24 protein-coding genes are annotated in these 25,694 nt (G+C 59.3%); 10 read left to right on the plus strand and 14 right to left on the minus strand.

The features are described from left to right. Window positions 1–25: 25 nt before the first annotated feature. Both preA and ACR0IM_RS04275 read right to left on the minus strand, forming a co-directional pair. The gene (gene preA, locus ACR0IM_RS04270; protein ID WP_480589687.1) at window positions 26–1,330 is read right to left on the minus strand and encodes an NAD-dependent dihydropyrimidine dehydrogenase subunit PreA; all 1,305 of its coding nucleotides are present in this window, start codon (window positions 1,328–1,330) and stop codon (window positions 26–28) included. Window positions 1,331–1,377: 47 nt separating this feature from the next. Next, window positions 1,378–2,712, minus strand: coding sequence for an NAD(P)-dependent oxidoreductase (locus tag ACR0IM_RS04275; RefSeq protein WP_480680930.1), 1,335 nt, complete (start codon window positions 2,710–2,712; stop codon window positions 1,378–1,380). Window positions 2,713–3,023: 311 nt separating this feature from the next. Here ACR0IM_RS04275 and ACR0IM_RS04280 point away from each other — a divergent pair, with 311 nt between their 5' ends. The 3 genes from ACR0IM_RS04280 (at window position 3,024) to ACR0IM_RS04290 (ending at window position 6,146) form a co-directional block, all read left to right on the plus strand. Then, window positions 3,024–4,019 (plus strand): hypothetical protein, encoded by a 996-nt coding sequence (locus tag ACR0IM_RS04280; RefSeq protein ID WP_480680931.1) that lies wholly within the window; start codon window positions 3,024–3,026, stop codon window positions 4,017–4,019. Window positions 4,020–4,091: 72 nt separating this feature from the next. Continuing rightward, window positions 4,092–5,384 carry an O-acetylhomoserine aminocarboxypropyltransferase/cysteine synthase family protein gene (locus ACR0IM_RS04285; protein ID WP_480680933.1) on the plus strand — a complete coding sequence of 431 codons (1,293 nt, stop codon included), beginning with the start codon at window positions 4,092–4,094 and terminating at the stop codon, window positions 5,382–5,384. 3 nt (window positions 5,385–5,387) lie between these two features. Further along, window positions 5,388–6,146, plus strand: coding sequence for a GNAT family N-acetyltransferase (locus tag ACR0IM_RS04290; RefSeq protein ID WP_480680934.1), 759 nt, complete (start codon window positions 5,388–5,390; stop codon window positions 6,144–6,146). Here ACR0IM_RS04290 and ACR0IM_RS04295 read toward each other — a convergent pair. Then, window positions 6,102–6,797 (minus strand): SIMPL domain-containing protein, encoded by a 696-nt coding sequence (locus ACR0IM_RS04295; RefSeq protein WP_480589682.1) that lies wholly within the window; start codon window positions 6,795–6,797, stop codon window positions 6,102–6,104. The two genes, ACR0IM_RS04290 and ACR0IM_RS04295, sit on opposite strands and share 45 nt — an antisense overlap. A 164-nt stretch (window positions 6,798–6,961) precedes the next feature. Here ACR0IM_RS04295 and ACR0IM_RS04300 point away from each other — a divergent pair, with 164 nt between their 5' ends. After that, a complete protein-coding gene (locus tag ACR0IM_RS04300) occupies window positions 6,962–8,818 on the plus strand; it encodes a hypothetical protein (RefSeq protein WP_480680935.1) in 1,857 nt (618 codons plus the stop codon). Between the two features lie 33 nt (window positions 8,819–8,851). On the opposite strand, the gene hppD is transcribed toward ACR0IM_RS04300, so the two are convergent. Next, window positions 8,852–9,949, minus strand: coding sequence for a 4-hydroxyphenylpyruvate dioxygenase (gene hppD, locus ACR0IM_RS04305; protein ID WP_480589680.1), 1,098 nt, complete (start codon window positions 9,947–9,949; stop codon window positions 8,852–8,854). A gap of 145 nt (window positions 9,950–10,094) precedes the next feature. Here hppD and ACR0IM_RS04310 point away from each other — a divergent pair, with 145 nt between their 5' ends. Then, window positions 10,095–10,550 (plus strand): Lrp/AsnC family transcriptional regulator, encoded by a 456-nt coding sequence (locus ACR0IM_RS04310; protein WP_480589679.1) that lies wholly within the window; start codon window positions 10,095–10,097, stop codon window positions 10,548–10,550. A 19-nt stretch (window positions 10,551–10,569) separates the two neighbouring features. Continuing rightward, window positions 10,570–12,450, plus strand: coding sequence for a monovalent cation:proton antiporter-2 (CPA2) family protein (locus tag ACR0IM_RS04315; RefSeq protein ID WP_480589678.1), 1,881 nt, complete (start codon window positions 10,570–10,572; stop codon window positions 12,448–12,450). A gap of 28 nt (window positions 12,451–12,478) precedes the next feature. Here ACR0IM_RS04315 and cobT read toward each other — a convergent pair whose 3' ends face one another. Next, window positions 12,479–13,492 carry a nicotinate-nucleotide--dimethylbenzimidazole phosphoribosyltransferase gene (gene cobT / locus ACR0IM_RS04320; protein ID WP_480680936.1) on the minus strand — a complete coding sequence of 338 codons (1,014 nt, stop codon included), beginning with the start codon at window positions 13,490–13,492 and terminating at the stop codon, window positions 12,479–12,481. 79 nt (window positions 13,493–13,571) lie between these two features. On the opposite strand from cobT, the gene cobS reads away from it, so the two are divergent. Further along, complete coding sequence (cobS, locus tag ACR0IM_RS04325; RefSeq protein ID WP_480589676.1) at window positions 13,572–14,336, plus strand: adenosylcobinamide-GDP ribazoletransferase; 765 nt, start codon at window positions 13,572–13,574, stop codon at window positions 14,334–14,336. On the opposite strand, the gene ACR0IM_RS04330 is transcribed toward cobS, so the two are convergent. From ACR0IM_RS04330 to ACR0IM_RS04355, 6 genes are all read right to left on the minus strand, one after another. Beyond that, window positions 14,333–15,103 (minus strand): ion channel, encoded by a 771-nt coding sequence (locus ACR0IM_RS04330; protein ID WP_480680937.1) that lies wholly within the window; start codon window positions 15,101–15,103, stop codon window positions 14,333–14,335. The genes cobS and ACR0IM_RS04330 overlap by 4 nt on opposite strands. Before the next feature lie 112 nt (window positions 15,104–15,215). Then, window positions 15,216–15,725 carry a CarD family transcriptional regulator gene (locus ACR0IM_RS04335; RefSeq protein ID WP_170381457.1) on the minus strand — a complete coding sequence of 170 codons (510 nt, stop codon included), beginning with the start codon at window positions 15,723–15,725 and terminating at the stop codon, window positions 15,216–15,218. Between the two features lie 286 nt (window positions 15,726–16,011). After that, entirely contained in the window at window positions 16,012–16,350 is a 339-nt protein-coding gene (fdxA, locus tag ACR0IM_RS04340) for a ferredoxin FdxA (RefSeq protein ID WP_170742515.1), read from the minus strand. 65 nt (window positions 16,351–16,415) lie between these two features. Further along, window positions 16,416–16,781 (minus strand): RNA-binding S4 domain-containing protein, encoded by a 366-nt coding sequence (locus ACR0IM_RS04345; protein ID WP_480680938.1) that lies wholly within the window; start codon window positions 16,779–16,781, stop codon window positions 16,416–16,418. 6 nt (window positions 16,782–16,787) lie between these two features. Then, window positions 16,788–19,595, minus strand: coding sequence for a helicase-related protein (locus ACR0IM_RS04350; RefSeq protein WP_480680939.1), 2,808 nt, complete (start codon window positions 19,593–19,595; stop codon window positions 16,788–16,790). Window positions 19,596–19,616: 21 nt separating this feature from the next. Next, complete coding sequence (locus ACR0IM_RS04355; protein ID WP_480589672.1) at window positions 19,617–20,225, minus strand: tetratricopeptide repeat protein; 609 nt, start codon at window positions 20,223–20,225, stop codon at window positions 19,617–19,619. A gap of 30 nt (window positions 20,226–20,255) precedes the next feature. Here ACR0IM_RS04355 and ACR0IM_RS04360 point away from each other — a divergent pair, with 30 nt between their 5' ends. The 3 genes from ACR0IM_RS04360 (at window position 20,256) to ACR0IM_RS04370 (ending at window position 23,426) form a co-directional block, all read left to right on the plus strand. After that, complete coding sequence (locus tag ACR0IM_RS04360) at window positions 20,256–20,546, plus strand: SCP2 sterol-binding domain-containing protein (RefSeq protein ID WP_480589671.1); 291 nt, start codon at window positions 20,256–20,258, stop codon at window positions 20,544–20,546. After that, complete coding sequence (locus ACR0IM_RS04365) at window positions 20,546–21,523, plus strand: alpha/beta fold hydrolase (protein WP_480680940.1); 978 nt, start codon at window positions 20,546–20,548, stop codon at window positions 21,521–21,523. Before ACR0IM_RS04360 ends, ACR0IM_RS04365 begins: the two co-directional genes overlap by 1 nt. 82 nt (window positions 21,524–21,605) lie before the next feature. After that, window positions 21,606–23,426 (plus strand): M3 family oligoendopeptidase, encoded by a 1,821-nt coding sequence (locus ACR0IM_RS04370; protein WP_480680941.1) that lies wholly within the window; start codon window positions 21,606–21,608, stop codon window positions 23,424–23,426. Here ACR0IM_RS04370 and ACR0IM_RS04375 read toward each other — a convergent pair whose 3' ends face one another. Genes ACR0IM_RS04375 through ACR0IM_RS04385 form a run of 3 tightly spaced genes read right to left on the minus strand, consistent with a single transcriptional unit; the run spans window position 23,427 to window position 25,619 of the window. Continuing rightward, complete coding sequence (locus tag ACR0IM_RS04375; RefSeq protein ID WP_480680942.1) at window positions 23,427–24,302, minus strand: DMT family transporter; 876 nt, start codon at window positions 24,300–24,302, stop codon at window positions 23,427–23,429. It abuts the gene before it with no gap. A gap of 13 nt (window positions 24,303–24,315) precedes the next feature. Continuing rightward, the gene (locus ACR0IM_RS04380) at window positions 24,316–24,585 is read right to left on the minus strand and encodes a DksA/TraR family C4-type zinc finger protein (protein ID WP_480589667.1); all 270 of its coding nucleotides are present in this window, start codon (window positions 24,583–24,585) and stop codon (window positions 24,316–24,318) included. Window positions 24,586–24,644: 59 nt separating this feature from the next. Then, complete coding sequence (locus ACR0IM_RS04385; protein ID WP_480680943.1) at window positions 24,645–25,619, minus strand: Gfo/Idh/MocA family protein; 975 nt, start codon at window positions 25,617–25,619, stop codon at window positions 24,645–24,647. Window positions 25,620–25,694: the final 75 nt, after the last annotated feature.

The following is a 25,694-nucleotide window of genomic DNA, read 5'->3' on the forward strand; positions in this document are numbered from 1 at the left end:
GCCCTTTCTTATTCTGCAATTTGTTTTACTCGGCGGCGTTTGCCATCGGATTGTTCGGGTGTGTTGTCCAGTTGGCATAGTCGGGCTGCACCTCCAAGCCGGTGCGCGGATCGACCTCTCCGGCCGCCATCGGCACCATCGAGATACATCCGTCCACGGGGCAGACATCCACGCAAAGGTTGCAGGCGACGCATTCATCATCCATGACCTCGAACACCCGGTCCTCGGACATCGAAATCGCCTGGTGGCTGGTGTCTTCGCACGCCGCGTAGCAACGGCCGCATTTGATGCACTGGTCCTGATCGATCTTGGCCTTGGCGATATAGTTCAGGTTCAGATACTGCCAGTCGGTCACGTTCGGAACAGCCAGGCCGACGACTTCGGAAACGTCCTTGTAGCCCTTTTCGTCCATCCACTTGGACAAGCCAGCGGTCAGTTCGTCGATGATCTTGAACCCATAGGTCATGGCCGCAGTGCAGACCTGAACGGTGCCGCACCCCAGCGCCATAAACTCTGCCGCATCGCGCCACGTGGTCACGCCACCGATACCCGAGATCGGCAGGCCATGCGTGGCTTGAGCCCGCGAAATCTCGGACACCATCGACAGAGCAATCGGCTTCACCGCCGGACCGCAATAACCGCCATGGCTGCCCTTGCCGTCAATCGACGGCTCAGGGCTGAACGTGTCCAGATTGACGCTGGTGATCGAATTGATGGTGTTGATCAGCGACACCGCATCCGCGCCACCATTCTTGGCGGCTTCGGCAGGCTTGCGAATATCGGTGATGTTGGGCGTCAGCTTCACGATGACTGGGCGGTCATAGTATTGCTTGCACCAGCGGGTCACCATCTCAATATACTCCGGCACCTGCCCCACTGCGGACCCCATACCGCGTTCGCTCATCCCGTGCGGACAGCCAAAGTTCAGCTCGATCCCGTCTGCACCAGTCTCGGCAACACGCGGCAGGATGGCTTTCCATGCCTCCTCTTCGCACGGCACCATAATCGAGGCGATCAGCGCGCGATCCGGGTAGTCGGCCTTGACCCGCGCCATCTCTTCGAGGTTCACCTCAAGCGGGCGGTCAGTGATCAGCTCAATGTTGTTCAGGCCCAGCAGCCGACGATCAGCGCCATAGATCGCGCCATAGCGCGGCCCGTTCACGTTCACGACCGGAGGCCCCTCGGCCCCCAGCGTCTTCCACACAACGCCGCCCCATCCGGCCTCGAAGGCACGGCGGACGTTGTATTCCTTGTCGGTCGGTGGCGCCGAGGCCAGCCAGTACGGGTTCGGGCTTTCGATACCCAGAAAGTTTGTCTTCAAATCAGCCATTTATCCGGCCTCCCTGATGCAGTTCAGCATCTTTGTGTCTTTGAGTTTCACGCGGTTAGGCTTGCGTGGATATCCATTGCGGCGTCGCGGCCCTCGGCCACGGCGGTCACGGTCAGGTCTTCGCCACCGGCCGCACAGTCGCCCCCGGCCCAGACACCAGCCACCGAGGTTCGACCAGCCCCGGTCACGGCGATCTTGTTGCCGTCCAGCTTCAGCCCTTCCGGCGCGCCTTCCAGTGTCTGACCGATCGCCTTGAGGACCTGATCTGCAGGCAGGCGGACCGTTTCTCCGGTGCCCGCAAGCTGACCGTTGTGACTGGAAGTATACTCCAATTCGACCTCGGCCGCCGCACCGTTTCCGTGAACGGCAACGGGTTGCACATTGGTCATGATCTTGACGCCATGCGATGAGGCCAGATCCTGCTCGTAACGGCTGGCCCCCATTGCTTCGCGGCCGCGCCGATAGGCGATGGTCACATGCTCGGCACCCAGCAGTTTCGATTTCACCGCCGCATCCACGGCCGTCATTCCGCCACCGATCACCACGACGTTGCGACCAACCGGCAGACGCGCAAGATCAGAAGCCTGACGCACGTCAGAGATGAAGTCTACAGCAAAGCGCACGCCGTCCTTTTCTGCCCCATCCGCGCGCAGGGCGTTCACCCCGGCCAGCCCGATGGACAAAAATACTGCGTCGTAGTTTTCGACCAGACCGTCCAGCGAGACACCCTCGCCCAGCACCGAACCGGTCTCAATCGTGATACCGCCGATGTTCAGCAGCCAGTCCACCTCAGCCTGTGCAAAGTCATTGGTCGATTTGTAGGCGGCGATACCGTACTCGTTCAGACCGCCGGGCTTGGGCTTGCTTTCATGAATCACCACGTCATGCCCATGCATCGCCAGACGATGCGCGCAGGCCAGGCCCGCAGGCCCTGCCCCGATCACGGCAACGGTTTTGCCAGTCGGCGCGGCACGCTCGAACGGGTGGCCCCCTGCAGCCATTACGCTATCCGTCGCGTAGCGCTGCAGGCGACCGATCTCGACCGGAGCCCCCTCGGCAGTTTCGCGTACGCAGGCCTCTTCGCACAGTGTCTCGGTCGGACAAACGCGCGCGCACATGCCACCCAAAATGTTCTGCGCCAGAATGGTCTCACCTGCCGCCTCGGGTTGCCCGGCCTGAATCTGACGCATGAACAACGGAATATCGATATCCGTCGGACAGGCCGTCACACATGGCGCGTCATAGCAGAAATAGCACCGGTCTGCCGCCACAGCGGCCTCATGCGCGGCCAATGGCGGATGCAGATCGGTAAAATTCGAGGTCAGCTCATCGCTGGAAAGCCGCCCGGAGACAATGCCGGGGGCAATCTGGCCCTGTGCCATCGCTCTACTCCCTGTAGATATGTTTGTTATAATCTCAGCTTGCCACAATCTTATTTTTTATCAATTGGTAAAATTTGGAAAATCACCAAAAACCGCAAATCCAGGGTGGATTCCCCGGGTTTCGCAGGCGATTACGCCCGATTTTCTTGCATTCTGAAGACTCGTGGCAGATGCACCGCGCCCAAACGGCCTCTGGCTACAGGGAAACCCAAGATTCCCCGCATCTGCTTTTGACGGGCTTTACGGCGTGTTGTAGGTCAAGAAGAACCCGAGCAGCGCCGAACAGCGGCCTTATACGTGAAAGTCACCCGATGCAGGCCAGCCCTTCGAAATTCAACATCGTCATCATCGGGCAAAACAATCGGCTGCAATACGAGGCCCTGCTGTTTGCAGCCTCTTTGCGCCACAGCTCACCGAATTTCTCAGGGCGGTTATTTGTCGCCGTCCCTCAGCCCGGGTCGCGCTGGCGTCAGGACCCGAGCATCCAAAACGAAGATATCCTGAAAGCCCTGCGACAACTGAATGCCGAGATTCTGCCCTTTGACTCTCACGTCTTCGGCGACAGCTATCCCTATGGCAACAAGATCGAGGCCCTGTTGGCCTTGCCCGAAGGCGAACCCTTCGTATTCTTCGACAGCGATACTCTGATCACCGGCGATCTGACCTCGGTGCCGTTTGACTTCGACCGCCCCGGCGCCTCGCAAAAGGTCGAGGGCACGTGGCCCAAGCCGACGCTCTATGGCCCCGGTTTCGATGGCATCTGGAGCGCTTTGTACCGACGATTTGAGCTGGATTTCGAAAGCTCGCAGGACGCCAGCCAGCCGATGGATTACTGGCGACGGTATCTGTATTTCAACGCGGGCTATTTCTTCTATTCCTGCCCGCGCGAGTTCGGAGAGCGATTTCTGGACTATGCCCGCACGATCCGGGATGAGGAGATTCCTGAACTTGCCGGGCAGAATCTTGACCCTTGGCTGGATCAGGCCGCTCTGCCGCTGGTCATCCATTCGTTTGGCGGCGGCCGTGATGCCCTGCCCCCCGGCCTGCTGGACGGATCGGTCAGCTGCCACTATCGCCTGTTCCCACTGCTCTATGCGCGTGAGAGCGACCACGTGGTCAAAGTGCTGGAAACCGTCGCGGCCCCCAACCGGGTCAAGAAAGTGCTCAAAGGGTATGAGCCGATCAAAAAGCTGGTTCTGCAACGCAAGGGCCACAAGATCCGCGACCTGTTCGACCGGGAAAACCTGCCCCAGCGCGAGCAGGCCATTCGCAACACGATCCGCAACAACGGCCTGTGGATGCGCTGACAGGATTGTTGTGCGCGCGCGCCGGATCGCCTAGAGATTCAGCAACACACATTCCAACAGGAGATTTCGACGATGTCTGACGGCCCGACTTACGGTTTCGACACACTGCAAATTCACGCGGGAGCGCGGCCCGACCCGGCGACAGGTGCGCGTCAGACTCCGATCTACCAAACCACCGCCTATGTGTTCCGCGATGCCGACCACGCGGCCGCCCTTTTCAACCTGCAAGAGGTTGGCTTCATCTATTCCCGCCTGACCAACCCGACTGTGGCCGTTCTGCAGGAACGTATCGCCACGCTTGAGGGCGGCGTCGGCGCGGTTTGCTGTTCTTCGGGTCACGCAGCCCAGATCATGGCGCTGTTCCCGCTGATGGGTCCGGGCTGCAACGTGGTGGCCTCGACCCGTCTGTATGGCGGTACGGTCACGCAGTTCAGCCAGACCATCAAACGCTTTGGCTGGTCGGCCAAGTTCGTCGACACCGACGATCTAGACGCAGTAAAGAACGCCATCGACGAAAACACCCGCGCGGTGTTCTGCGAATCCATTGCCAACCCGGGTGGCTACGTCACCGACATCCGTGCGATGGCCGATATTGCAGATGCAGCGGGTATCCCTTTGATCGTCGACAACACCTCGGCCACGCCTTACCTGTGCCGCCCTATCGAACAGGGAGCTACTCTGGTGGTTCATTCGACCACCAAGTATCTGACCGGCAACGGCACCGTCACCGGCGGCTGCATCGTGGACTCGGGCAAGTTCGACTGGTCGGCGAATGACAAGTTCCCCTCGCTCAGCGAACCGGAAGCCGCCTATCATGGTTTGAAATTCCACGAGACCTTCGGCCCGCTGGCCTTCACCTTCCACGGCATCGCCATTGGTCTGCGTGATCTGGGCATGACCATGAACCCGCAAGCCGCCCATTACACTCTGCTGGGGATCGAGACCCTGTCCCTGCGGATGGAGCGCCATGTGGAGAACGCCCAGAAAATCGCTGCCTGGCTCGAGGCCGATGAGCGTGTGGACTATGTGACCTATGCGGGCCTGCCCTCTTCGCCTTATTACGACCGGGTTCAGGCGCAATACAAGAAGGGTGCTGGCGCGCTGTTCACCTTTGCGGTCAAGGGCGGCTATGACGCCTGCGTCAAGCTGGTGAATTCGCTCGAGATATTCAGCCACGTCGCCAACCTGGGCGATGCACGGTCGCTGATCATCCACTCGGCATCGACCACCCACCGTCAGCTGACCCCGGAGCAGCAAGAGGCGGCAGGTGCCGGGCCGAACGTGGTACGCCTGTCCATCGGCATCGAAGACGCCGACGACCTGATTGCCGATCTCGATCAGGCGCTGGCCAAAGCATCGGCCTGATCGATGAGCGGGCACGACACCAACGATCAGGGCCAACCCATCGGCAGGCCGGTTCCGGGCGACTTCCCTCGTCCGACGCCGCCCTATACGCCAATGGAGGGTCAGTATTGTTCTGTCGTTCCCTTGGACGTGAATCGGCACGCGCCCGGACTATACCGGGCGTTTGCCAACGATACGGACGGTCGCAACTGGACCTATCTGCCCTATGGGCCGTTCGACTCGGAACACGATTTTGTTGAATGGGCTCGCGCGACCTGCATGGATGCCGACCCGATGTTCCACACGGTGCTCGACAGTGATGAAACGCCGGTCGGCGTGGCTTCGTTTCTGCGGATTGCACCCGCGGCGGGTGTGATCGAGGTCGGCCATATCCACTTCTCACCCCTGTTGCAGCGCAGCCCGCAATCGACCGAAACTATGTACCTGATGATGCGCCGTGTGTTCGACGAACTGGGCTATCGTCGATACGAGTGGAAATGCGATGCTCTGAACGAGGTATCCCGCAACGCCGCCGAGCGGTTGGGCTTTACCTTCGAGGGCATTTTCCGGCAGGCAACCCATTACAAGGGTCGCAACCGCGATACGGCGTGGTATTCGATCCTCGACAGTGAATGGCCGCGCATCAAGACCGCGTTCGAGGCCTGGCTGTCACCTGACAATTTCGACCAGACGGGCCAGCAGCGACAACCGCTGAAGGCCCGCGCCAAAGCTGCCGGCTCAGTCGGAAATCCCGAATTCCATCGTCACATTGACCGAGACTGAAATCTCGCCCCCCGCAACCGGAACGCCGCCGGCCTCGGCCATGCTCATCGCACGCATCTGAGGCGCGGGACGAATGCCGCCAGCTTGTTCGCTGATCGTCTGGACTTGCCCCAGAGTCACGCTGGCTGCCTGAGCCAATTGCTCAGCTTTTGCAGTGGCTTCGGCCACGGCCTTGGCGCGCGCCTCTGCCTGCAGCGGCGCGGGATCCTGCACACCAAAGCTCAGGCCGCCAAAATCATTGGCGCCGTCCTGAATGACCGCATCCATGATGGAACCCAGCTTGGTCAGATCACGCACGCGCACCTGAACGTTGTTCGAGGCGACAAAGCCGGAAATCTCGGGCCGTTCGCCGCTGGGGTTGTTGCGCCCGGACCAGACCGGCGACAGCGACAGATCACGGGTCTGCACATCGCGGGATTCGACGCCCATGTCCTCCAGCCGCTTCAAAATCTGTGCAACGGCATCAGAGGTCGCCTGCATGGCATTCGACGCCTCGGCATCTTCGTTTGTAACGCCCAGAGTTATGGTCGCCATATCGGGCGCGGCCTGAACGGTTCCGGCCGCATCCACCGTGATGCGACGTTCTTCCGCATGGGCCATGCCCGCTGCGGTCACGGCCATCATCGCGGCCAGAAAAGCGATTTTCTTCAAGGTCTTCCCTCCAATTTCTCCAGAACCAACATGGGGATGTGAGGGCCGATCAAACAAGGGGAACATCCGGCTTTTTCTTTCCCTCGGCGGGAACCTGCTTTAATGTCACTCTGCGGACGAGATGTCGTTTGCATTGATGCTGACAATTATGGTTCTTCGGGAATATGAAACCCGCCTTTGCGCTGTCTTTTTCTGCGACCAAGATATCTGTGCACCACCAATCGGATGACGACTGGTACTGCATTGGTGCGGTCGCACTGGATGCGCCAGACCTGAACGCTCAGCTTCATGCCTTGCGGGACAAGGCGTTCGCGCTGGAAAACAACCTGAGTTGCAAGGTCGTGATTCCGGCAGATCAGGTCCGGTTCCTGTCAACGGAAACAGATGGAGAAACGCCGGAAGAACGCACAAAACAGGCCCGGTCCGCGCTGGCCGACGCAACACCATACTCGGTCGATGATCTGGTTTTTAACGTCGCAACGGTCGGCTCCACCGCCCACGTTGCGGCCATCGCGAGACAGACGCTGGGCGAAGCACGCGATTTTGCAACCGAACACGGGTTTATTCCGGTTCAGTTCACGGCGGACACCGATCAGGCCCAGTTCCCGACCGAGCCCCTGTTTTCGGACGAGAAAAGCGAAAGCCTGGCGGCACCGCAGGACAGGGATATCCCTGCATCCAACGTCCACGCTATCGCCGACACAACGGCTCCGGACTTGTTCCGCGCGCCGTCCGATGATGAGACGCCCAAGGCGAACTTTGAAGCGCTTGCCAAACGATACGCCGTACCGGCGGCAGCTGCGATCACCGCTGCGGTGGCGTTAGGGGCATGGGCTCTGATCGCGCCGGACAGTGACGAAGAGCCCGAAACGGCGCAGGTCGGAATCACCCTGCCCGAGCCTGACACTCAGGTCAGTGACACCAAGCCGGAAGTTCCGGCCGAGCCCGAAGCGCCGCCCGCTGAAACAGCCGAGCGCGAACCGGATGTCCCTCCTGTCGATGTACCTGAGCTTTCCCCCACGGATACCGCGATCCTCGAAGCGCTAAATGTGGCGCCAACGGTTGTCGAAGATATTGATCGCGACCCCGAACCGCAGCACACTCCAGCACAACCCGGCATCGAGATCACCACGCCCGCCCCTCTGACGCCCCCGGTTCTGCCCCCGCAGGACGAGCTGTATCTGGCCTCCATCGACAAATCCAACCTGTCCAGCGACGCAATTGCCCAGCCTTCCGTTGAAAGCTTTGCCACCGACGTACCTTTTGATCAGGTCGCCCTACCCAGCGTTGCCGGCTCCCGGTTTGACCTGGATGAACGAGGGCTTGTCGCTCCCAGTGCTGAGGGAACATTGAACCCCGAGGGGATTGCCGTCTATCTCGGGCGCCCTGCCAAGGCACCGCCACCACCCCCCGTCCGGTTCGAGCAGGAACCGACCCTTGAAGAGCCCTCTGACCGGTCGGCCGGGCTGCGCCCGAAACCGCGCCCTGGTGACCTGATCGAGCGGTTCGAGCGTCAGCAACTGGGTGGACGGTCTCGCGAGGAACTGGCGGCGCTGCGCCCCAAAACTCGCCCTGCGTCGCTGCAGCGACCAGAGGTTGAAGAAACACCTGCCCCTGCAGTGCTGGGGGGACTGCGCGTACCGCGTCCAAAAACACGCCCTACGGGTCTCGCCCCTTCTTCGAGCACCCAGACTGCCAGTTTGGGTTCGACGGCCGGTATTGGTCAAGTCGAAACCGGATCTTTCCAGCCCAAGGCCGTGGCGCCCAAGATTCCGTCATCAGCCTCGGTTGCGCGGCAAGCAACGATCGACAATGCGCTGAACCTGCGCAAGCTGAACCTGATCGGCGTCTATGGCACGCCCGCCAACCGTCGGGCGCTGGTGCGCTTGCCCAGCGGCCGCTACATGAAACTGAAAGTGGGTGACAGGTTGGACGGGGGCAAAGTTATTGCAATCGGTGACAGCGAGCTGCGCTATCAGAAAAAGGGCCGGAACCTGACGCTAAAAATGCCACGAGGTTAAAGCGGACGAGAACGCCCGCTTTAACTTATGATATTAAGCTGCTGAAATTTCGCCGCTTTCGATTTGCTCTCGTTCAATGGACTCGAACAGGGCCTGAAAATTCCCCTCGCCAAACCCATCATCGCCTTTGCGCTGAATGAACTCGAAAAAGATCGGTCCGATCACGGTTTTCGAGAAGATCTGCAGCAGGATTCTGGTTTCGCCGCCGTCCAAAACACCCTCACCGTCGATCAGGATGCCATGTTTCATCATCCGGTCCAGCGGCTCGTCGTGGTCGGTGACGCGATCCTTGGACATGTCATAATAGGCCTTGTTCGGTCCGGGCATGAACTTCAACCCTTTCTCGGCAATGGCATCGGTCGAAGTATAGATATCATCGCTGCCTACCGCGATATGCTGGATGCCTTCACCCTTGTACTTGTTCAGGTAGGACACGATCTGCCCGGTCTCGCCACGATCTTCGTTGATCGGAATGCGGATGCGGCCGCAAGGCGATGTCAGGGCGCGGCTGAAAAGGCCGGTATACTTGCCCTGAATGTCAAAGAACCGGATTTCGCGAAAGTTGAACAGAGTCTCGTAGAACTTAAACCACTTGTCCATATTCCCGCTATAGACGTTGTGCGTCAGGTGATCGAGGTAATAAAACCCGTCGCCGCGCGGCTTGGACTGCTTAGTCCAGGTGAACTCCTGATTATAAGGCGAAGTGTCATGGTATTGGTCGATGAAATAGATCAGCGACCCGCCGATACCCCTGATTGCGGGAACATCCATGGTCTTGTCTGCAGCATCATAGGGTTCTGCGCCTTTGGACACCGCGTGATCATAGGCCTTTTTTGCGTCCACGACACGCCAGCCCATCGCGGATGCGCAGGGGCCGTGCTCGGCAACAAACCGCGCGGCGAAGCTTTCGGTGTCGGCATTCAGAATGTACGTTACATCACCTTGCTGCCACAGCTCAACCTCAGGCCTGTCCGTGTGGTAGCCAACCTGTTCAAAGCCCATTTTGGCGAACAGATCACGCAGTTCCTGAGGCTCAGGATGCGCAAACTCCACAAACTCAAACCCGTCGGTACCGACCGGGTTTTCTTTGCTGATGACAGATTTCGGGGCGTTGTGCGGGAAAGGACCCATGGTGCACCTCATTAAAACAGGAATTTCTTTGCTGATTCTAAAATACGCCTTAATCAACGCTGTTTCTGCGCATTGTTTTCGTGTATCCTATTAAAGTACGCGCAGAAGCCGCATTATTTCGAGCAAAAACGAAGAAAGTCCGCATATGCTGGATGCCACCGACACGCGCCTGCTCTCTGCCCTGCAAAAGAATGCCCATCTAACCGCGCATCAACTGGGGGAAATGCTGAACCTGTCACCCAGCCAGGCCGGGCGGCGGCGGCAAAGGCTGGAGGCTGAGGGCTACATCACCGGATACACCGCGCGGCTGGACGCGCTGAAGCTGGGTCTACATGTTCAGGGGTTCATTCAGGTGCACCTAGGCACACATGGCCCCGAACAATCGGAGAGTTTCGCCCGCATGGTCCACTCACGCCCCGAGATCACCAGCGCCTGGACGATGACCGGTGAGGCGGATTACCTGCTGCGCGTTTATTGCGACGATCTAACTGCGCTCAACCGCTTGCTTCACGAGGTGATACTGCCGCATCCTGCGGTCGCACGGGTGCAAAGCCAAATCGTGATGGATCAGCTCAAGCGCGACGCCCCTTTACCCACCTGACCTGACCGAAAGGACCGACATGGACGATTTCCTCTATCAGGCCTCAATCTATCTGGCAGCCGCCGTGATTGCCGTGCCCCTGTCGGCGCGTCTGGGGCTGGGGTCCGTGTTGGGGTATCTTGCCGCGGGCATCGTCATCGGCCCCGTATTCGGCCTGGTCGGCGCCGAAACCGAAAGCCTACAACACGTGGCCGAGTTTGGCGTGGTCATGATGCTGTTCCTTATCGGGCTGGAGCTTGAGCCGCGCGCGCTGTGGGATATGCGTGACAGGTTGCTGGGCCTGGGCGGTCTGCAGGTCGGTCTGTCGACAGCTGCCATCGCCTGCGTCGCCATGTATGCAAACCATCCCTGGTCGGTTGCGCTGGCAGTCGGGTTGACCCTGTCCCTATCCTCGACCGCAATCGTACTGCAAACGCTGTCGGAAAAAGGGCTGATGCAGACCAATGGCGGCCGCGCCACGTTTTCGGTGCTGCTGACGCAGGACATCGCCGTCATCCCAATTCTGGCGCTGCTGCCGTTGCTTGCACTGCCTTCGATACCGCATCTGAAAAGCGACGGGTCGATCGATCGGGGCGTGAAAGACCTGCACGATGCAGGCCATCACAGCCTGTCTCTGGTCGAAGGCCTGCCGGGCTGGGCCGTGACACTGGTCACCATCGGTGCAATCGCCTTCGTGATCCTTGCGGGCGTCTACCTGACACGGCCCCTGTTCCGCTTTATCCACGCCACCCGCCTGCGCGAGATGTATACCGCGCTGGCATTGATGATCGTGGTGGGGATTTCCTTCCTGATGACGCTTGTTGGCCTGTCTCCTGCCCTTGGCGCCTTTCTGGCGGGCGTTGTTCTGGCCAGCTCGGAATTCCGGCATGAGATGGAAAGCGACCTTGAGCCGTTCAAAGGCCTGTTCCTGGGCCTTTTCTTCATCACGGTCGGCGCCGGGATCGATGTCGCCTATTTCTTTAATGACCCGCTCGAACTGTTCGGTTTGGCCCTTCTGGTAATTCTGTTCAAAGGGATCATTCTCTTCCTCGTAGGCCGCGCCTTCAAGCTGCGCGGACGGGACCACTGGCTTTTCACGTTAGGCTTGGCACAGGCGGGGGAGTTCGGCTTTGTCCTGCTGGCTTTTTCGACGCAGCAGAATGTCATCCCGTCCGACCTGTCGCAGAAACTACTGATGATCATCGCCCTGACCATGCTGATCACGCCGCTGCTGTTCATCATCTACGATCTGCTCTCCCGCCGGATTCGGGACAGCGGTCCGCAGCCGGAACCGGATAAAATAGATGAGCAAGGCCCCGTGATCATCGCGGGCATCGGCCGCTTTGGTCAGATCGTGAACCGTCTGGTCCGCGCCAGCGGTTTCAAAACCATCGTTTTGGATCATAATATCGACACCATCCAGTTGATGCGTCGCTTTGGCGTCAAAGGGTTTCTGGGTGATCCGACCCGGCCAGAGTTGTTGCGCGCCGCAGGGCTTGAGAAAGCGACCGTGCTTGTTGCCGCGATGGATGACCGCAAACAGGTGACACGTCTGGTCAGCTTTGCCCGACGTCAGCGCCCGGACCTGCACATCATCGCCCGCGCCCATGACCGAACCCATGTGTATGAGCTATATCAGGCAGGCGCGAACGATATCGTACGCGAGATGTTCGACAGTTCACTGCGAGCCGGGCGTTATGTCCTCGAAAATATCGGCCTCAGTGAATATGAGGCCGCGCAGGCCGAACAGACATTCTACCGCCACGACCGCGCATCGATCCGCGAACTTGCCGAGCTTTGGATCCCCGGGATGCCGACGGCGGAAAACAAAAAATACATCGAACGCGCGCAACAGTTCGAGAAAGATCTGGAAACAGAGCTTCTGGAACTGGCCGAGAAGCACGCCCAGAAATCGGCCTGACCCTGAAATGCGGGTCAGGCCGTTAAGTTTACCCGTCTGAAACTCCGGCCTCGGCAAAGGTGGCCATGCCCGAATGGCAGGCTACCGCGCTTTTCAGAATGTTGATCGCCAGCGCTCCGCCCGAGCCTTCGCCCAATCGCAGGCCGAGTTTCAGCAACGGTTCCTTGCCGAGCTTTTCCAGCACAGCGCCATGCGCGCCTTCTGCACTCTGGTGCCCGGCAATGGCGTGATCTAGGGCTCCTGCGGAGACGTTTGCCAGACAGGCCGCAGCCGCCGAGCAGATGAAACCGTCCAGAATGACCGGAATGCGCAGAACACGCGCGGCGGCGATGGCACCGGCCATGGCAGCAATCTCGCGCCCACCGAGGCGACGCAGAACTTCCAGACCGTCACCAGCCCCTGCGTGCAGGGCCACGCCTTCGGCCACGACGCGGGTTTTGTTGATTAGTCCGGCATCATCCACACCGGTTCCCCGCCCGGTCCAGTCAGACGCGTCTCCGCCGAACAGGGCACAGGCGATCGCAGCAGCCGGGGTGGTGTTTCCAATCCCCATCTCTCCCACAACCAGCAGATCGGCCTTGGGATCAACGGCATTCCAACCGGTGCACAGCGCCTGCAACAACTCATCCTCGGACATGGCCGGACCTGCGGTGAAATCGGCGGTGGGCGCATCCAAATCCAGCGCGTGTACATCCATCGTGGCACCGGCAGCCTTGGCCAACTGGTTGATCGCCGCGCCACCGTGTTCAAAGTTCATTACCATCTGCACGGTCACTTCCGGTGGAAAGGCCGAGACGCCTTGCGCCGTGACGCCATGATTGCCCGCAAACACAATCACTTGCGGAGAGCTAACCTGCGGACGCGCATCCCCGCGCCACCCCGCATACCATATAGCCAAATCCTCGAGCCTACCCAGCGCACCCGGCGGCTTGGTCAGCTGTCCATTGCGGTCAGCCGCCCCTTGCAGTGCAGTTTCGTCCGGAGCGGGTGCTTGGCTCAGAGTATCACGGAGTGTTTTCAGATCATTAAGTTCAGGCAGCATCGAAAGCCTCGTTGCATCAGAGTGGTCCTGTGTGTTTAACCGAAGCGTTCAATCCAACAAGACCCGGAAAGGCGCGGGAGTGTATAAAAACGACAACACCCTGATTTCCGCATGGGATATTCCGCTGGCGCTGGTGCTACTGACTCGCCTGCCAGTACCGCGCCTGCCCGAAAAAGCCTTTGCACGTCAGGCCGATTCCGCCTGGGCTTTTCCCGTGGTAGGACTGGTGGTGGGCCTGCTGGCCTGCACCGTTGGTTGGATTTCGATGGCATTGGGCTTGCCTGCAATGGTCGCTGCTGTACTCGTCACCGCAACGCTGGTGATTTCAACCGGCGCCATGCACGAAGACGGGTTGGCTGACACAGCAGACGGGCTTTGGGGCGGGTTCACGCGGGAGCGCCGGTTGGAAATCATGAAGGACAGCCATATCGGGGCCTATGGGGTTCTGACGCTGATCTTCACCCAATTGATGCGCGTCGCTTTGATCGCAGCCTTGCTGACGGCTGGAGCCTACGGTGCCGTTCTCGCCGCCTGCATCGCGTCCCGCGCGTTCATGCCGGTTCTGATGAGCACCCTGCCCAACGCCCGCAACAGCGGCCTGAGCCATACAGTCGGCGGGCCACGCGGCACAACAGTTGCGGCCGGGCTTGTACTGGCCGTTTTCTGCGCCGCGCTTTTGATGGGGTTCGCAGCCACCCTTCCCGTCCTCCTTGCTGCTATGGTCGTCGCTGTGCTTGCGAAGGTCGCGAAAACCAAAATCGGCGGCCAAACCGGTGACATTCTGGGTGCGACGCAACAACTGGCCGAACTGGCCTTTCTGGCCACAACTGTGGCGGCACTTTAGGTCGTACCGCCAGTTTCGATCCTCAGGGTTTCGCCGCAATGCTTGCAATGCACCGCGTCCGGGTCGTGACGGTAAAGTCCGCAGCTTGGGCATTTGTGCCGGACTTTCTGTGGCATGAAGATCGCCTGGGCCAACCGTACGAACAGCGCCACGCCCACCACCATGATGAACACCGAAAACAACTTACCACCCGGAGTCGCCAAGGTGATGTCACCGAACCCGGTCGTGGTCAGCGTTGCCATGGTGAAATAGAGGGCATCGATATACGCGGTCTGGCTGTTGTCGGGGATAAAGAACACAAGAACCGCCGTGGAGGTCGCGAACACGAACACCATCAGGTTGATCGCTGCGATAACGGCGTCTTCATGCGTCCGGAAAAACTGACTGTCACGCCGTAGGTCGCGCAACAGATGATAGGAATGGATCAGACGCAAGGCACGCAAAATCCGCACGAAGGCCAAGTTCCCTGGCAAGAAAGGCTCAAGCAGCAGCGAGGAGATCACGACGATATCCGCCAGCGTGTAGACCTTGCGCAGCAGCTTCCACCGGTCCTTTGCAATCCACATCCGGGCCAGAAAATCCAGCAGAATCAGAAACCCGACGCACAGGCTGGCAATGGTGATCCCCGGACCATGCGGGATGTTTGCCGTGGCCACAAAAAACACGATCGACACCGCGTCGAACAGGATCAGACCATAGCGGAACCAGACCGAAACCGGTTCATGCGCAACGTACAGAAACTTTACGGTTTGCTTTATCCCGATCATGTATCCGCCTCTGGTTACAGGAAAATTAGCGGCAAACGCAGAATTCACCAAGACCAGAGACGAAAAAGGCCACCCCTTGCAGGAGCGGCCCCAAATTCCGTGTTGGCAGCGATCAGGCAGCGCGCGAGGTTAGGACCTCATCCACCTGCTTGGCAGCCGAAACCTCGCCAGCGCCAGAGACAGCAGCCACTTCGCGGGTCAGGCGTTCGAGCGCGGCTTCGTACAGCTGACGCTCGGAATAGCTCTGCTCGCGCTGATCGTCAGTGCGGTGCAGGTCGCGAACCACCTCGGCGATCGAAATCAGATCGCCCGAGTTGATCTTTTGCTCGTACTCCTGCGCCCGGCGGGACCACATAGCACGCTTGACCTTGGCCTTGCCTTTCAGGGTTTTCATCGCCTGACTGATGACATCCGGCGAGCTGAGTGACCGCAGGCCGGATTCGGTGACCTTGTTGGTCGGCACTCGCAGGGTCATCTTGTCTTTTTCAAAGGAGATGACGAACAGCTCAAGCGAGTATCCCGCGACTTCCTGCTCTTCGATCGAGATGATCTGACCCACGCCATGCGCAGGGTAAACAACATAGTCGTTCGGGCGGAACTCAAGCTTTTTCGACTTAGACATACAGGTTCATCCTTGGTTACAGAGCGAGATACGGGACAACAAAAAAAACCTGAGCCGGAGCCTTTTTCGGCTCCGCCAAGCGGCTGGTTTGTAATTAAATCAGAACTCCAAAGCAGTCATACTTACGGAGCACATCCCCATCTCAGTCATCATTCAGCTTACGATTATATCACAAAATTACGACGCCCGAAAGGCCACGTCCATTTGCAGCCTTGAAAGCCTATGCTTTTCAAAGCAATGCAACCTGTTTTTACACCTGAACGAACAAGTTCAGAGAGCGAATCGCTCAGCCACCTTCGCCGGGCGCTTCCGAGAAATACTTCTCCATTTTACCCTCTTCACCGTCGCGTTCTTCGGCATCGGGCAGCGGGTCTTTCTTGGTCACGATCACCGGCCATTGTTCCGAGTATTTCCGGTTGAATTCGACCCACTGGTCCATGCCCGGTTCGGTGTCGGGGCGGATGGCGTCGGCGGGGCATTCAGGTTCGCACACGCCGCAGTCAATGCACTCGTCGGGGTGAATGACCAAAGTGTTCTCACCTTCGTAGAAACAGTCCACCGGGCACACCTCGACACAGTCGGTGTATTTGCAGGCGATGCAGTTTTCAGTGACAACGTAGGTCATGGTCGGATTCCCATTTGCGCTTTGGGCGTTAGCTAATCCAGTATTGCATTGTCTTCAAGGGAAGATCAGCCCTCTTTGGTGCGAGAAAGATCAAGCGCGCGCCGATCTTTCTTGGTCGGACGACCTTTTCCTTCGAATCCCGGATTTTTGGGTGGGGCGTCCCGTTTTTCCGACAAATCGAAATACAACGTCTGCGCCTCGGGTGCCGGGCCGCGTCGCTCGCCGAGCTTTTCGACCCGAACCACCCGCACGATGCGACCCTGTGGGAAGGTCAGGACGTCTCCGGGTCCTACGGCCTGCGCCGGTTTCAGGACCCGGTTTCCGTTCAGCCGGACATGGCCTCCGCTGACCTGTTTGGCGGCCAGGCTGCGGGTCTTGAAGAACCGCGCCTGCCACAGCCATTTGTCAATCCGCAGCTTGGCTTCGGCCATCGGCGTTTAGTTACCGTCCTTCAAACCCATCAACGCTGCTGCGAACGGGTTATCGGGATCGATAGCCTTTTCCTTCTTGGGCGGACGGGACGAGAAGGACTTAGCACCTTGCGGCTTGCCCCCCTTCTTACCCTGCGGCTTGCCGCGCCCGTCCTGAGGCTTCCCGCGCGGTTTGCCTTTGCCCTGCCCCTGCCGCTGTTCACGACGCGGGCCCCGGTTGGCCTGGCGCTGACGACCCCAGGTGAAGGTGTAGAATACTTCGACCCCGGGTTCCTCTGATTCCAGAACCTCAGCTACCGCCTCGGTGCTTTCGGTGGCCTCGGCTGGCGCCTCGGCGGGGGCGACGACCTCTTCGGTTTCCGCGACCGGTGCCGGGGTTTCTTCGGTTACCGGTTGTTCGGTCGCTTCCGTGTTGGGTTGCTCTGCCGGAGCAGGTTTCACCTTTTCACGCTCACCACGTTCAGCCTTGTAGCCCAGGCCCTGCATCAGGTCGGCGAACTGTTCCAGCGTCATACCGGTGATCGACAACATGTCAGGCTTCGCTTCGAATCCACCACGGCTGTCTTCGGCTCGCAGCATGTCCGCCAGACGTTCCAGCATGTCGATCCGGATCGAGCGCTCACCTGCATCGCGGTAGCCGCACATGGTGTCGTACCCTTCGGGCGCGTCCTTGGCGACCGGAACGGTGACCAGCCCGGGAGGCGGTGCTTCGGGGAATTCCTGCAGCCCATTGGCCAGTGCCCACAGAACCAGACGCAGACGCGTCGGAGCAGGTTTTAGCAGTAGCGGCATGAAGATCGTGAACTGGCCAAAGCGAATGCCGTGCTTGCGCAGCGCGCCGCGGGCGTCCTGATCCAGGTCCTTGACCTCTTGTGCAACGCCCGCGCGGGGCAGCACGCCCAGTGCTTCGACCATGCGGAAGGCGAAACCCTTGGCCAGACCGGTCAGTTCTTCGTCGCGCGACAGGTTCAGCAACGGCTCGAACAGCGCTGCGACCTTGCGGTCGATGAAATGCTGCAACCGACGCTGAACTTTCTGTTCGACATCCGGTCCTGCGGCCTCGTCCACAAAAACCTCGACCAACGGCTTAAGAGGCTCTGCCCCGGCAACCAGTTTGCCGACGGCATACTCGCCCCACATCAGGCCACCCTGATCGGTGAAATCAATTTCGGTATCGGGCGCATTGTAGAAGCGATCGGCGCGCAGATGGAATTGCGGCGCGAGAGCTTGCAGGGAGGCCGATTTCAGAGCTTTCGCCTCAGTTCCTTGCGCGCTTTTGTCCGGGCTAAACCGGAACCCTTCCAGACGACCGACGAATTCGCCTTCGACGGTCACTTCACCCTTGTCATTTACTTCGGCCAAAAGGGCCTCCTTCTGTTTGAGCCGGCGCAGCAACACAGATGTGCGCCGGTCCACAAATCTTTGCGTCAGTCGGTCATGTAATGCGTCCGACAGCCTGTCTTCTACAGTGCGCGTTTCGTCACGCCAATGTGATTCGTCACGCACCCAACCGTTTCGCTGCGCAACATATGTCCAAGTGCGAATATATGCCAACCTTTTGGACAATGCATCAATATCCCCATCCGTGCGGTCGATTCGACGGATTTGCCGCGCCATGAAATCATCCGGGATCGATCCGCGTTCATGCAAGTGACCATAGATCACTTCAAGCAGGCTGGCGTGTTCGGCATGGCTTATGCCGCGAAAATCCGGGATTCGGCACACATCCCACAGCAATCGGACGGATTGGGGGTCACTGGCGCGTACCGCTACCTCGGTCACTTGCGACAGTGATTTCAGCACATTCAGGTCATCCGCGGGCCGTGCCTTGATCAGATGTTCGTCGTTTGGACAGACCTCAAGCGAGTCGATCAGCGCCGCAACCGAGCCAAACCGCAGGGCGGCATTCCGCCAGTTCAGCTTTTTCATCGGCGTGAACCGGCTGTCCATGATGGCCTGCGCCACGCCTTCCTCTAATTGCGGAGCCTCACCGGTCACGCCAAACGTGCCATCCGACATCCCGCGACCAGCGCGGCCTGCGATCTGGGCCAACTCATTGGGAGCAAGCGGACGCATCCGGCGGCCATCGAATTTGCTTAGGGAGGAAAAGGCGACGTGATCAACATCCAGGTTCAGCCCCATGCCAATGGCATCGGTGGCGACCAGGTAGTCGACCTCGCCATTTTGATACAGGTCCACCTGCGCGTTCCGCGTGCGCGGGCTGAGCGCCCCCATGACCACGGCCGCACCGCCTTTTTGGCGGCGCAAAAGCTCGGCAATCGCATAGACACTATCGACTGAGAACCCGACAATCGCACTGCGCGGCGGCATTCGGCTGATCTTTTTCGAGCCCGCATAGACGAGTTGCGACATCCGTTCACGGCGAACAAACTGAGCCTCGGGCACCAGCGCCGCGATGGAGCCGCGCATAGTGTCTGATCCCAGAAACAGCGTCTCATTGGTGCCGCGTGCCCGCAGCAGACGGTCGGTGAAGACATGGCCGCGTTCGGGATCGGCGCAGAGCTGGATCTCGTCGATGGCCACAAAATCCGCGCCCATGCCCTCGGGCATCGCCTCGACTGTGCAAACCCAGTACTGGGTGCGCGGCGGAACGATCCGCTCTTCACCCGTGACCAGCGCCACAACGGACGGGCCGCGAATAGCGACGATCTTGTCATAAACCTCGCGCGCCAGCAGACGCAGCGGCAGACCGATTACACCGGTCCGATACCCCAGCATCCGCTCGATAGCGTAATGGGTTTTTCCTGTGTTGGTCGGGCCGAGTACGGCCACGATTCGGGATGACCCGCTCACCTTTGCCCCCTGCCCCGTCTCTTAGAGGGCCGAGCCCTCGACCTGGGGCTTCAGTCGATTCACCGCATTGGTTACTTCTTCATGATGAGGATGTATAGCCAGCGCGCGCTCATAGGCGTCGAGCGCTTTGTCGGGCTGTTCGATTATCTCGAAGATCAGCCCAAGCCCGTAGATCGCTTCGTAGTTATTCGGGTTCAACGTCAGCGCGTGCTCAAGATCGGCTGCGGCCATGCCAAAGCGATCCATTCCGAAAAACGCCGAAGCCCGCAAATGCCAGCCTTCGGCAAATCCGGGCGCGTGATCGGTCAGCGCCGTCAGGTGTTCGATAGCGGTTAAAGTATCTCCGTCTTCCAGCGCCTCGCGCCCGCGCTCCAACAGCAAATCCGCCGAGGCCGAGCCGGATTGCGACCACAGCGCCTTGAGCTGCCGATCCAATCCAATCGCCTGTTCCGGCGTGGCCAGCGCCAGTTGCTGCAACAGCGCGACCTCATCCCGCAGGTCCGCCTGTTGCGCGGCGGAACTGGTGGAAAACATGACTGTGACAAAAAATGCCGCAACGGTACCTTTGAGATTGTTGATTGCAATGCCCATAACAATGTTCAGTGTAGCGTTGCGACCGGGGATGTCCATTCACGGCGCAGAAACAATATGAGGAACACAATGAGCGACACTCTTGAAAAGGCCGCGGCCGCGCTGAACGAAAAATTGACCGGCGGCGATTTCGACGCATCGGCCAAGTTTGCCATTGCCGATCTGGGCGCTATCGTTCTGGACGCAAACGGCGCACGCGTCAGCGACGAAGAAACCGACGTAACCCTGAGCGCCGATGCAGACACGTTTGAACAGATCCTCAGCGGCGACCTGAACCCCACCGGTGCGTTCATGTCGGGCAAGCTGAGCGTGGACGGTGACATGGGTGTTGCCATGAAACTCGCTTCGGTGCTGGCCTGATGCAGGTCTCGCCGGCCCCTTTTTATGAAGACGTGGCCGGCGGACCCGCCGGTGGTGCCGCTCACTGGGTGACAACTTCGGACAACATCCGGATTCGCGTAGGCCACTGGCGCCCCGAAGGCGAGGCAAACGGCACGGTGATGCTGTTCCCCGGTCGAACGGAATACATCGAGAAATATGGCGATGCCGCAGTTGAATTTGTTGGTCGCGGCTTTGCCTGTCTGGCCGTTGACTGGCGTGGTCAGGGGCTGGCAGACCGTCTGCTTGAGGACCCGCGCGTCGGACATGTCGAGCACTTCACCGACTATCAGCAGGATGTGAAGTCCACTCTGGATCTGGCCGAGCAACTGGAGTTGCCGAAGCCATGGTACGTGATCGGCCATTCGATGGGCGGCGCGATCGGCCTGCGCGCAGTTCTTGAGCGCGACTGTTTTACCGCCTGCGCCTTTACCGGCCCCATGTGGGGCATCTTTTTCACTCCGATCATGAAACCGCTCAGCCGATTGACCGCCTATTGGGGGCCGCGCATCGGGCTGGGGGAAAAGACCCCTCCGACCACGTCGCTGGAAAGCTACGTTGCCTCGCAACCCTTTGACGGCAACGTGCTGACACGTGATCCGGCGATGTACCAGATGATGAAGGATCAACTGGTCGCGCACCCCGAACTGGCCCTCGGTGCGCCGTCGACGATCTGGCTGCGCGAAGCACTGGACGAATGCGCCTGGTTGATGGAACAAACCGCCCCCGCGACGCCCGCCCTGACCATCCTGGGCAGCCATGAGCAAATCGTTGACCGGAAGGCGATCCGCGCGCGGATGGCGAACTGGCCCAACGGTACGCTGGTCGAAATCCCCGACGGTGAACACGAGGTGCTGATGGAGCCGCCTGAGGTGCGTGGCCCTGTCTACGACCAGTTGGCCGCGCATTTTCTAGCCGCGCAATCGGGCGCTGCACCTGCGCCGGCCCTCTCGAACTAAAGATACACTCACGCAATGGCGGCTTGTGATCCGGGCCGCCCGCGCCTAGATGTTTGCGAAAGCAGATATTTCGAGGTGATCCATGCGCGACCTTCCCTTTCCCGTCCGAGACGCAAACGCAGCCGGAGGAGCCGGCGATCTTGGCAACCTGCCGGAATGGGATCTGACCGACCTTTACAGTTCGGAAAAAGCGCCGGAACTGGGCCGTGATCTGGACTGGTTGGAGGGCGAATGCGCGTCTTTTGCAGCCGACTACGAGGGTAAGCTGGCGGATCTGGATGCCGAAGGCCTGCTGACTTGCGTCCAGCGCAACGAAAAGATCAACTCGATTGCCGGTCGCATCATGTCATTCGCCGGTCTGCGGTATTACCAGCTGACCACCGATGCCGAGCGCGCCAAGTTCCTGTCGGACATGCAGGAAAAAATTACCATCTTCACTACGCCGCTGGTTTTCTTCACGCTGGAAATCAACCGGATCGACGATGACGCGCTAAAGGCGCGTTTCGACGCAAATGTCGATCTGGCACGCTATGAGCCGGTCTTCCGCCGCATCCGGGCAATGAAACCCTATCAGCTTTCGGACGAACTGGAGAAGTTCCTGCACGATCTGGGTGTTGTTGGCGACGCATGGGAGCGTTTGTTCGACGAAACCATCGCAAGTCTGACCTTCACCGTCGACGGTGAAGAGCTGAATATCGAGGGTACCCTGAACCTGCTGACGGAACAGGATCGCAGCAAACGCGAAGCCGCCTCGCGCGAATTGGCTGCTGTGTTTCAAGACAACATCAAGACCTTCGCCCGTGTGCACAACACGCAGGCCAAGGAAAAGGAAATCGTCGACCGCTGGCGCAACATGCCGACTGCGCAGACCGGCCGTCACCTGTCCAACGACGTCGAACCCGAAGTGGTCGAGGCGCTGCGCGAGGCCGTTGTGGCCGCCTATCCCAAGCTGAGCCATCGTTATTATGAATTGAAACGCAAATGGCTGGGCCTGGATGTGATGCAGGTCTGGGACCGCAACGCGCCGCTGCCGATGGAAGACACCCGGGTTGTCGGCTGGGAAGAAGCCGAGAAGACCGTAATGGATTCCTATAACGCCTTCGATCCCCGCATGGGTGAGATTGCAGCGCCGTTCTTCTCGAAAGGCTGGATCGACGCAGCTGTAAAACCGGGCAAGGCTCCGGGTGCCTTTGCACATCCGACCGTGACCGAAGTGCATCCGTATGTGATGCTAAACTATCTGGGCAAACCGCGCGATGTGATGACCCTGGCGCACGAGTTGGGCCACGGCGTCCATCAAGTGCTGGCCGCCGACCAGGGAGAGATGCTTTCTTCAACACCTCTAACACTGGCAGAAACTGCCTCGGTGTTTGGTGAGATGCTGACCTTCCGCAAGATGCTGGATCAGGCCGAAACGCCGGAACAGCGCAAGGTTCTGTTGGCCGGTAAGGTCGAAGACATGATAAATACGGTAGTCCGCCAGATCGCCTTCTACGACTTCGAATGCAAGCTCCACGCCGCCCGCCGCGAAGGCGAACTGACCCCGGACGACATCAATGCCCTGTGGATGAGCGTTCAGGCCGAAAGCCTTGGCCCGGCGTTTGAATTCATGGATGGGTATGAAACTTTCTGGGCCTATATACCGCACTTCGTTCACTCACCCTTTTACGTCTATGCCTACGCCTTCGGCGACGGCTTGGTGAACGCGCTCTATTCCGTCTACGAAAGCGGATCGGAAGGGTTCGAGGACAAGTATTTCGAGATGCTGCGCGCTGGCGGGTCCAAACATCACAAGGAACTGCTTGCCCCGTTCGGGCTGGATGCGAGCGATCCTAAGTTCTGGGACAAGGGCCTATCGATGATTTCAGGCTTCATCGACGAACTGGAAGCAATGGAAGGCTGATCACTTCTCGCTTTTGGTCGTCAGGAACACGGCGGCCACGATCAACACGGCTCCAAGGGCTGCAATCGGTGTGATTGCGGCCCCCAGAAACAAAGCCGAATTGACAAAGGTGAACACCACAGAAGCGGCAAACATCAAGGTCGCCGTCAATGTCGACACCCGCGCAGCAGCCTCGTACCAAAGGTAGTAGGCCAAAGCGGTTGGCAGTACACCCAACAGAATCAGGAACACCACGTCATTGGTGGTAGGTAGCTGCAGCGAGAACGCAGCCACAGGGACCAGCAGAACGCCCGAACACAGAAAGATTCCGAACAGGAAATTCAATCGATCGCCGGTCGATTCAGAACTCCGCATTGCGCGGCTGCTGGAGATCAGAAACAGTGCCCAGCTTAGTCCTGCGCCAATCTCAAGCAGATCACCAAACAAGGGCTCTCCGCCTCCCTGGAAGTCCCGGTAAACTGTTAGAAAAACGCCCAGAATGGCCAAAGCTGTGGCCAGAAAATCGGTGCGTGTGACCGGGGTGTCCGCAAAGAAATACAGGAACACCAGAACAAAGAAAGGAGCTGTATTTTCGAGCACCATAGCGTTGGCTGCACCGGTATGCTCCAGCCCGATATGGAAAAGGATGTAGTTGACCACTGTCGACAAAACAGCCAGACGGAAATTCCAGTCGCCTAGTCGGATCGACACAGGAATGTGCATCGCCCGCAACAAGACGAATATGGTGAGCGTGGCGATGAACAGGCGGGTCACCGCGATCTGCATCCCCCCAAGATCAGCGGTTAAATAGCGAACGATGACACTGTGCGTGCCCCACAGAAACGCAGCAAGAAACCCCAGAACCAGACCGTTTTGCAGAAGGCTGGCTTTAGGCATCCCACTGCCCCGTTTACTTCAGCTGGCTGTCTTTGGAACCGCGCCGGTTAATGCCCGAACGCGCCTTGAAGGCTCCGTCGCGTTCCTGCTGGCAATCGAGGCACAGCTTGACGCCCGGCAAGGCCAGCCGCCGCTTCTCTGGAATCGGCTCTTCGCATTCGGCGCAATGGGTCAGGCTTTCCCCTACCGGGCGCTTTTGCGCCTGCATCCGGGCCAACTCGTCCGATATGGACGCCTCAATCTGTTCACTCACCGCGCCATCGCGCGCCCAGCCGCCTGCCATGGGCCTCTCTCCTGATCAGGTACCGGCCAGATTAGCCCGGCGGTGCGTAGCGTGGCAAGTCAGAGTGGCACGGCCCTTTCCAGAACCAGATCAATCATTTCCTGCGTTCCGCGCGAAAATTCTAGAGGGCACGGATACACCGCCCCTTCGCGCACCGAGCAGCAGAACGCCTCGACCTGCAGTTTGTAGTGGTCGTCGCCGGGGAAACGCATGACCTGAACCTCAAGCCCCGGGCGGTGCAACTCCACCCGTGCCTCGCCAAAGACCCGCGCGTTAAACGGCGCAGTCAGGCGGATTACACCGCCTTCTCCGTGGAACACCATTTCCTGATGCGGGTGCATGCGGATCGAGACATAGCTGGAATAGGTAAACCCCGGAAACTGCGCGCGGATTTCCGTAAAGGTGTCGATACCATCTTCCCACCGGATCGCGGAATCGACCTGCACCGGCTCCTGACCTGTCGCAAACCGCGCACCGCCGATCACATAGACGCCGATGTCACGCAGCCCCCCACCACCTGTTTCGGCGCGATTGCGGATGTTCGTAGTATCCGCACGATTGTCGAAACTGAACGCACCGGTCACATGCGTAAGATTTCCAATAGCTCCGTCCGCGATCAGTTTTTGTACCAACTGCCACTGAGGATGATGCACGATCATATAGGCCTCGGCCGCCAGCAAACCTGTTTCATCCCGCTTTTGGATCAGCGGTGCAAACTCGGTCGCGGTCATTGTCATGGGCTTTTCGCACAGCACGTGTTTCCCCGCATCCAGCGCTTTGAGGGCCCATTCCACATGTAGGTGATTGGGCAGCGGGATATAAACGGCTTCGATCTGAGGATCGGCAAGCAGAGCCTCATAGCTGTCGTAAACCGTCAGATCGGGGCAATAGGCCTGGAACGGTTCGGCCTTGGCCGCGCTTGACGTGGCCAGCCCGGCCAGGCGCGCACCGTTGGCTGCGTGAATCGCTGGCGCCATGAATTGGCGCGCAAATTTGGCCGCGCCCAGAACACCCCATTGAACTGGTTTTTGCATATTCTCCTCCGACATACGTGATCTCAGCCGAACCCGAGAGTTAACGCTAACAGACAGTTTCTCGCCCTTCTAGCA

This window comes from Ruegeria sp. BF6 (assembly GCF_056538665.1).

Excerpts from the sequence above, each read along its gene's own strand:
- preA (WP_480589687.1), bottom strand. The coding sequence starts at position 1,330 with ATGGCTGATTTGAAGACAAACTTTCTGGGTATCGAAAGCCCGAACCCG.
- ACR0IM_RS04275 (WP_480680930.1), bottom strand. The coding sequence starts at position 2,712 with ATGGCACAGGGCCAGATTGCCCCCGGCATTGTCTCCGGGCGGCTTTCC.
- ACR0IM_RS04280 (WP_480680931.1), top strand. The coding sequence starts at position 3,024 with ATGCAGGCCAGCCCTTCGAAATTCAACATCGTCATCATCGGGCAAAAC.
- ACR0IM_RS04285 (WP_480680933.1), top strand. The coding sequence starts at position 4,092 with ATGTCTGACGGCCCGACTTACGGTTTCGACACACTGCAAATTCACGCG.
- ACR0IM_RS04290 (WP_480680934.1), top strand. The coding sequence starts at position 5,388 with ATGAGCGGGCACGACACCAACGATCAGGGCCAACCCATCGGCAGGCCG.
- ACR0IM_RS04300 (WP_480680935.1), top strand. The coding sequence starts at position 6,962 with ATGAAACCCGCCTTTGCGCTGTCTTTTTCTGCGACCAAGATATCTGTG.
- hppD (WP_480589680.1), bottom strand. The coding sequence starts at position 9,949 with ATGGGTCCTTTCCCGCACAACGCCCCGAAATCTGTCATCAGCAAAGAA.
- ACR0IM_RS04310 (WP_480589679.1), top strand. The coding sequence starts at position 10,095 with ATGCTGGATGCCACCGACACGCGCCTGCTCTCTGCCCTGCAAAAGAAT.
- ACR0IM_RS04315 (WP_480589678.1), top strand. The coding sequence starts at position 10,570 with ATGGACGATTTCCTCTATCAGGCCTCAATCTATCTGGCAGCCGCCGTG.
- cobT (WP_480680936.1), bottom strand. The coding sequence starts at position 13,492 with ATGCTGCCTGAACTTAATGATCTGAAAACACTCCGTGATACTCTGAGC.
- ACR0IM_RS04330 (WP_480680937.1), bottom strand. The coding sequence starts at position 15,103 with ATGATCGGGATAAAGCAAACCGTAAAGTTTCTGTACGTTGCGCATGAA.
- ACR0IM_RS04335 (WP_170381457.1), bottom strand. The coding sequence starts at position 15,725 with ATGTCTAAGTCGAAAAAGCTTGAGTTCCGCCCGAACGACTATGTTGTT.
- fdxA (WP_170742515.1), bottom strand. The coding sequence starts at position 16,350 with ATGACCTACGTTGTCACTGAAAACTGCATCGCCTGCAAATACACCGAC.
- ACR0IM_RS04345 (WP_480680938.1), bottom strand. The coding sequence starts at position 16,781 with ATGGCCGAAGCCAAGCTGCGGATTGACAAATGGCTGTGGCAGGCGCGG.
- ACR0IM_RS04355 (WP_480589672.1), bottom strand. The coding sequence starts at position 20,225 with ATGGACATCCCCGGTCGCAACGCTACACTGAACATTGTTATGGGCATT.
- ACR0IM_RS04360 (WP_480589671.1), top strand. The coding sequence starts at position 20,256 with ATGAGCGACACTCTTGAAAAGGCCGCGGCCGCGCTGAACGAAAAATTG.
- ACR0IM_RS04365 (WP_480680940.1), top strand. The coding sequence starts at position 20,546 with ATGCAGGTCTCGCCGGCCCCTTTTTATGAAGACGTGGCCGGCGGACCC.
- ACR0IM_RS04370 (WP_480680941.1), top strand. The coding sequence starts at position 21,606 with ATGCGCGACCTTCCCTTTCCCGTCCGAGACGCAAACGCAGCCGGAGGA.
- ACR0IM_RS04375 (WP_480680942.1), bottom strand. The coding sequence starts at position 24,302 with ATGCCTAAAGCCAGCCTTCTGCAAAACGGTCTGGTTCTGGGGTTTCTT.
- ACR0IM_RS04380 (WP_480589667.1), bottom strand. The coding sequence starts at position 24,585 with ATGGCAGGCGGCTGGGCGCGCGATGGCGCGGTGAGTGAACAGATTGAG.
- ACR0IM_RS04385 (WP_480680943.1), bottom strand. The coding sequence starts at position 25,619 with ATGCAAAAACCAGTTCAATGGGGTGTTCTGGGCGCGGCCAAATTTGCG.